The sequence below is a fragment of the Streptomyces torulosus genome (assembly GCF_001419765.1).
Classification (GTDB): Bacteria; Actinomycetota; Actinomycetes; order Streptomycetales; family Streptomycetaceae; genus Streptomyces; species Streptomyces torulosus.
This window is the reverse complement of the sequence record NZ_LIRK01000774.1, coordinates 1-4,102: the sequence shown is the minus strand read 5'-3', so window position 1 is coordinate 4,102 and position 4,102 is coordinate 1. Positions and strand designations below refer to the sequence as shown.

Below are 4,102 nucleotides of genomic sequence, written 5' to 3'. Positions count from 1 at the left end.
TACGACAGTGCCGCGCCCCCCTGGTTTTAGCCTGGGGGGCGCGGCACTGTCGTATGGCCGTAAACAGACGCGTCAGCCGCACGCGTCACAGGCTGCAGGAGCGAGGCACCACATGACCGACCCCGTGACGCTGGACGGCGAGGGCACCATCGGCGAGTTCGACGAGAAGCGCGCCGAGAACGCCGTACGAGAGCTGCTGATCGCGGTCGGGGAGGACCCGGACCGGGAAGGGCTCAGGGAGACGCCGGCGCGGGTGGCGCGGGCGTACAAGGAGCTTCTGGCAGGGCTCAGGCAGGCACCCGAGGACGTTCTGACGACGACGTTCGATCTCGGACACGACGAGATGATCCTGGTGAAGGACATTGAGATCGTATCTTTGTGCGAGCATCATCTGCTGCCGTTCCATGGTGTCGCTCACATCGGGTACATCCCGGCCGAGACGGGGAAGATCACTGGGCTGTCGAAGCTCGCGCGGCTCGTCGAGGTGTTCGCTCGTCGACCGCAGGTGCAGGAACGACTCACCACGCAGATCGCCGATTCGCTCGTGAGGATCCTCGAGGCGCGGGGCGCCATCGTGGTCATCGAGGCGGAGCACATGTGCATGTCGGTGCGCGGCATCCGCAAGCCGGGTGCCAAGACCACGACGTCGGCGGTGCGCGGCCAGCTTCGGGATGCCACGACCCGTGCTGAGGCGATGAGCCTGATACTGGCACGCTGACCGGATTGTCAGCGCTGCCCGATACGGTCCACCCACCAGCGGAGAACATCGCTGCTGGGGGGACCGCATGGGCCAGCGGCTGCCCAGTAGGCAGACGTGAATGCCCTGGTGACCCGCTCCCTAGGCGGCCCGCGCCGCGCCCCCGTTGGTGTCGTCGTCCTCCGGGAGCTTGCACACGCGCTCCAGGAAGAAGGCGGCCACTATGACGCCGATGCCCGCGAGGACGGAGAAACCGGCGTAGATGGCCTGGTCGCGGCGGGCCGGTACGTCCAGGTGCTCCAGGAGGAAGACACCCACACCGCCGTACATCCCGCAGACGAGGGCGGCGACGAGGGCGCTGGCCTGGCCGAAGACGACGGCGCGGGCCGCCATCAGGGGGTCGACCCCCTTGGCGTCGGGCTGCCGCTCCCGCTGGGCCTTGAGCCGGCTGCGGATGGAGAGCGCGGTGGCGGTGAGGACGGCGGCGATCAGGGCGAGGACGATGGGCGCGGCCAACGGCACGCTCGGCAGTGTGCCCACCGAGTACCACAGCCGGGCCCCGGCCCAGGACAGCACCCCCGCCACGACGAACACCGTGGCCAGCGTCCTGATGCGCAGCTCTTTCACGATGCCCTTTCGACGAGTCCGGTGGTCCACGGACACCGGGAGCCACGGGCGTCGGACGTCGATCCGATCCCTGGTCCCGGTGGCGTCGGGTGACGATCCCGACCTGGTAGACCTTAACGACTACTCGGGCAGGTGGAGTTCCAGGTCGGCACGGGGCGACACGCCTTCACGGGTGAGGTCGTCGAGGATTGCGGCCACCGAGCCGCGGCCGGCGAGCAGTGCCTCCGGCTCCACGTCGTGCCAGGGCGCGAGGACGAAGGCCCGTTCGTGGGCGCGCGGGTGCGGCAGGGTCAGGACCGGGTCGTCGGAGATCACGTCGGCGTAGGCGACGATGTCCACGTCCAGCGTGCGCGGCCCCCACCGCTCGTCGCGGACCCGGTGGAACGCCTCCTCGACGGCCTGCGCCCGCTCCAGGAGGGACGACGGGGGCAGCGTGGTCTTCAGGACGACGACCGCGTTGAAGTACGAGGGCTGACTGTCCGGCGCGACACCCCACGGCTCCGTCTCGTACACCGGCGACACGGCTTTCACGCGCACACCGGGCGTGTCCTCCAGCGCGTCGATGGCGCCCTGGAGGTTCTCCAGACGGTTGCCCAGGTTGGAGCCGAGGGAGATCACGGCGCGCCGGGGGTTCTGGAGGGTCGTGTCGGCCTCGTCCACCTTGCGCACCACGGAGGCGGGCACCGGCTGGACGGTCGGGTCGCTCTGACCCCCGGTGAAGAACGCGGTCATACTCGGCTCCGGGTGATGGTGACGGTCACGTCGTCGAAGGGGACGGTGATCGGGGCGTTCGGCTTGTGGACGCTCACCTCGACCTCCTGGACCCCCTCGTGCCCCAGACACGCCCGGGCGATGCGCTCGGCGAGGGTCTCGATCAGATTCACCGGCTCGCCCTCGACGATGCCCACGACCTCCTCCGCCACGATCCCGTAGTGCACGGTCTTCGTGAGGTCGTCGTCGGCCGCGGCCGGCCGGGTGTCCAGGCCCAGCGTGAGGTCCACGACGAAGGTCTGGCCCTCCTCGCGTTCGTGCGGGAACACTCCGTGGTACCCGCGGGCCTTCAGGCCGCGCAGCGCGACACGATCCACGCGAATCACTCCTGCAATCGTCGGTATCGGCCGGTGTCCCCCGGGTGCGGTCGGCACACCGGCCACCTCGAATCTACCTGCGGGCACTGACAGCGCCTGCCCGGGGAAGGCCGTGCCCACTCCCCGGGGGGAAGGGTTCACCGGGCGTTTCCCGCAGGGAACACGATGGCTCACGCGCTGGGCGCCGCCCATACCCGGACGGTCGTGTTCCGTGTCACGTCACGGCCCGTCCGGCGGAGCCCACGGCTCAGGAGGGTGACTCCTCGCCCTCGTCGTCGGCGGATTCGGTGAGGACGGGAGAGGCGTGGTGCGACCAGAGCCGCCAGCCGTCGGCCGTACGGCGGAACACGTTGGTGGCGACGACGAGCTGCCCGACGAGCGGCCCCAGTTCGTCGCTGCCGTCCGGGGCGGGCGCGCCGCTGAGGATGTTCTCCGTGCAGGTCACCAGAGCGGTGTCCCCGGTGACGGAGACATGCACGTCGGTGAGGAAGAACTGGATGTACTCGGTGTTCGCCATGATCAGCGCGTACGACCGCAGCACCTCGCCGCGGCCGGTGAGCACCGGCCAGCCGGGGTGCACGCAGGAGATCACGCCGGTCTCGGCGGGGTCGTGGTACTCCTCGTCCACGCCCAGGTCGGCGGGGTCCAGCCAGAGCGAGGAGAGCGTCTCGAAGTCGCCCTGCTCCATCGCCTCGTAGAAGGCCGTGTTGGCGAGTTCGACCTGTTCGACGTCGGTGTGGGCCGAACTCACCGCTCCCGGGCTCCTTCGATCGCGCGGGCGACGCGGACGGCGTCGGCGGTGGCGCGCACCTCGTGCACGCGGACGGCCCAGGCGCCCTGCTGGGCGGCGAGGGCGGAGACGGCGGCGGTGGCCGCGTCGCGTTCCCGCGCGGGCGGCGGGGCGCCCTCGGGTCCGGCCAGCACCCGGCCGAGGAACCGCTTGCGGGAGGCGGCGACCAGCAGGGGGTGGCCGAGTCCGTGCAGCCGGTCGAGGTGGGCGAGCAGGGCGAGATCGTGCTCGGCGTCCTTGGAGAAGCCGAGCCCCGGGTCGACGATGACGCGGTCGGGGGCGACACCGCCCTCCAGAACGGCCTCCACGCGCGCGTGGAGCTCGTCCACCACCTCGGAGACGACGTCCTCGTACACGCCCCTGACGTTTCCGCCCTCCAGGAAGCCGCGCCAGTGCATGACCACGAAGGGGGTGCCGGCGTCGGCGACGACCGGGATCATCGCGGGGTCGGCGAGACCGCCGCTGACGTCGTTGACGAGGGCGGCGCCGGCCGCGAGTGCCTGCTCGGCGACGGAGGCGCGCACGGTGTCCACGGAGACGGTGACGCCCTCGGAGGCCAGGCCCCGCACGACGGGGACGACCCGCCGCAGTTCCTCGGCCTCGTCGACACGGGTGGCGCCGGGGCGGGTCGACTCACCGCCCACGTCGACCAGGTCGGCACCCTCCGCGACCAGTTCCAGACCGTGCTTGACGGCTGCCGTGGTGTCGAACCAGCGGCCGCCGTCGGAGAAGGAGTCCGGGGTGACGTTCACGACGCCCATGACCGCGCAGCGGTCCCACGGAGGCATACCAGCCACTCGGCCGCGCCGGTTCAGCTTGCTCATGCGACAAGCCTAGGCCCCCTGTCGATCGGCCGGTGCTCCGCCGCCGGGAGCAGGTGGCGGAGCACCGGCCGATCGA

General features: G+C 70.9%; 6 protein-coding genes. 1 reads left to right on the top strand and 5 read right to left on the bottom strand.

Annotated elements, in window-relative coordinates:
• Nucleotides 1-112 precede the first annotated feature (112 nt).
• A complete protein-coding gene (gene folE, locus AOK23_RS39630; protein WP_055542200.1) occupies nt 113-718 on the top strand; it encodes a GTP cyclohydrolase I FolE in 606 nt (201 codons plus the stop codon).
• A gap of 120 nt (nt 719-838) precedes the next feature.
• On the opposite strand, the gene AOK23_RS39625 is transcribed toward folE, so the two are convergent.
• From AOK23_RS39625 to folP, 5 genes are all read right to left on the bottom strand, one after another.
• Nucleotides 839-1,324 (bottom strand): DUF3180 domain-containing protein, encoded by a 486-nt coding sequence (locus AOK23_RS39625; protein ID WP_055542201.1) that lies wholly within the window; start codon nt 1,322-1,324, stop codon nt 839-841.
• A 120-nt stretch (nt 1,325-1,444) separates the two neighbouring features.
• The gene (folK, locus tag AOK23_RS39620; RefSeq protein WP_055717281.1) at nt 1,445-2,056 is read right to left on the bottom strand and encodes a 2-amino-4-hydroxy-6-hydroxymethyldihydropteridine diphosphokinase; all 612 of its coding nucleotides are present in this window, start codon (nt 2,054-2,056) and stop codon (nt 1,445-1,447) included.
• Nucleotides 2,053-2,412, bottom strand: a complete 360-nt coding sequence (folB, locus tag AOK23_RS39615) for a dihydroneopterin aldolase (protein ID WP_055522859.1) — start codon at nt 2,410-2,412, stop codon at nt 2,053-2,055. Before folB ends, folK begins: the two co-directional genes overlap by 4 nt.
• Nucleotides 2,413-2,659: 247 nt before the next feature.
• Entirely contained in the window at nt 2,660-3,163 is a 504-nt protein-coding gene (locus tag AOK23_RS39610; RefSeq protein ID WP_055522857.1) for a nuclear transport factor 2 family protein, read from the bottom strand.
• Nucleotides 3,160-4,026, bottom strand: a complete 867-nt coding sequence (folP, locus tag AOK23_RS39605) for a dihydropteroate synthase (protein WP_055717280.1) — start codon at nt 4,024-4,026, stop codon at nt 3,160-3,162. Before folP ends, AOK23_RS39610 begins: the two co-directional genes overlap by 4 nt.
• Nucleotides 4,027-4,102 lie beyond the last annotated feature (76 nt).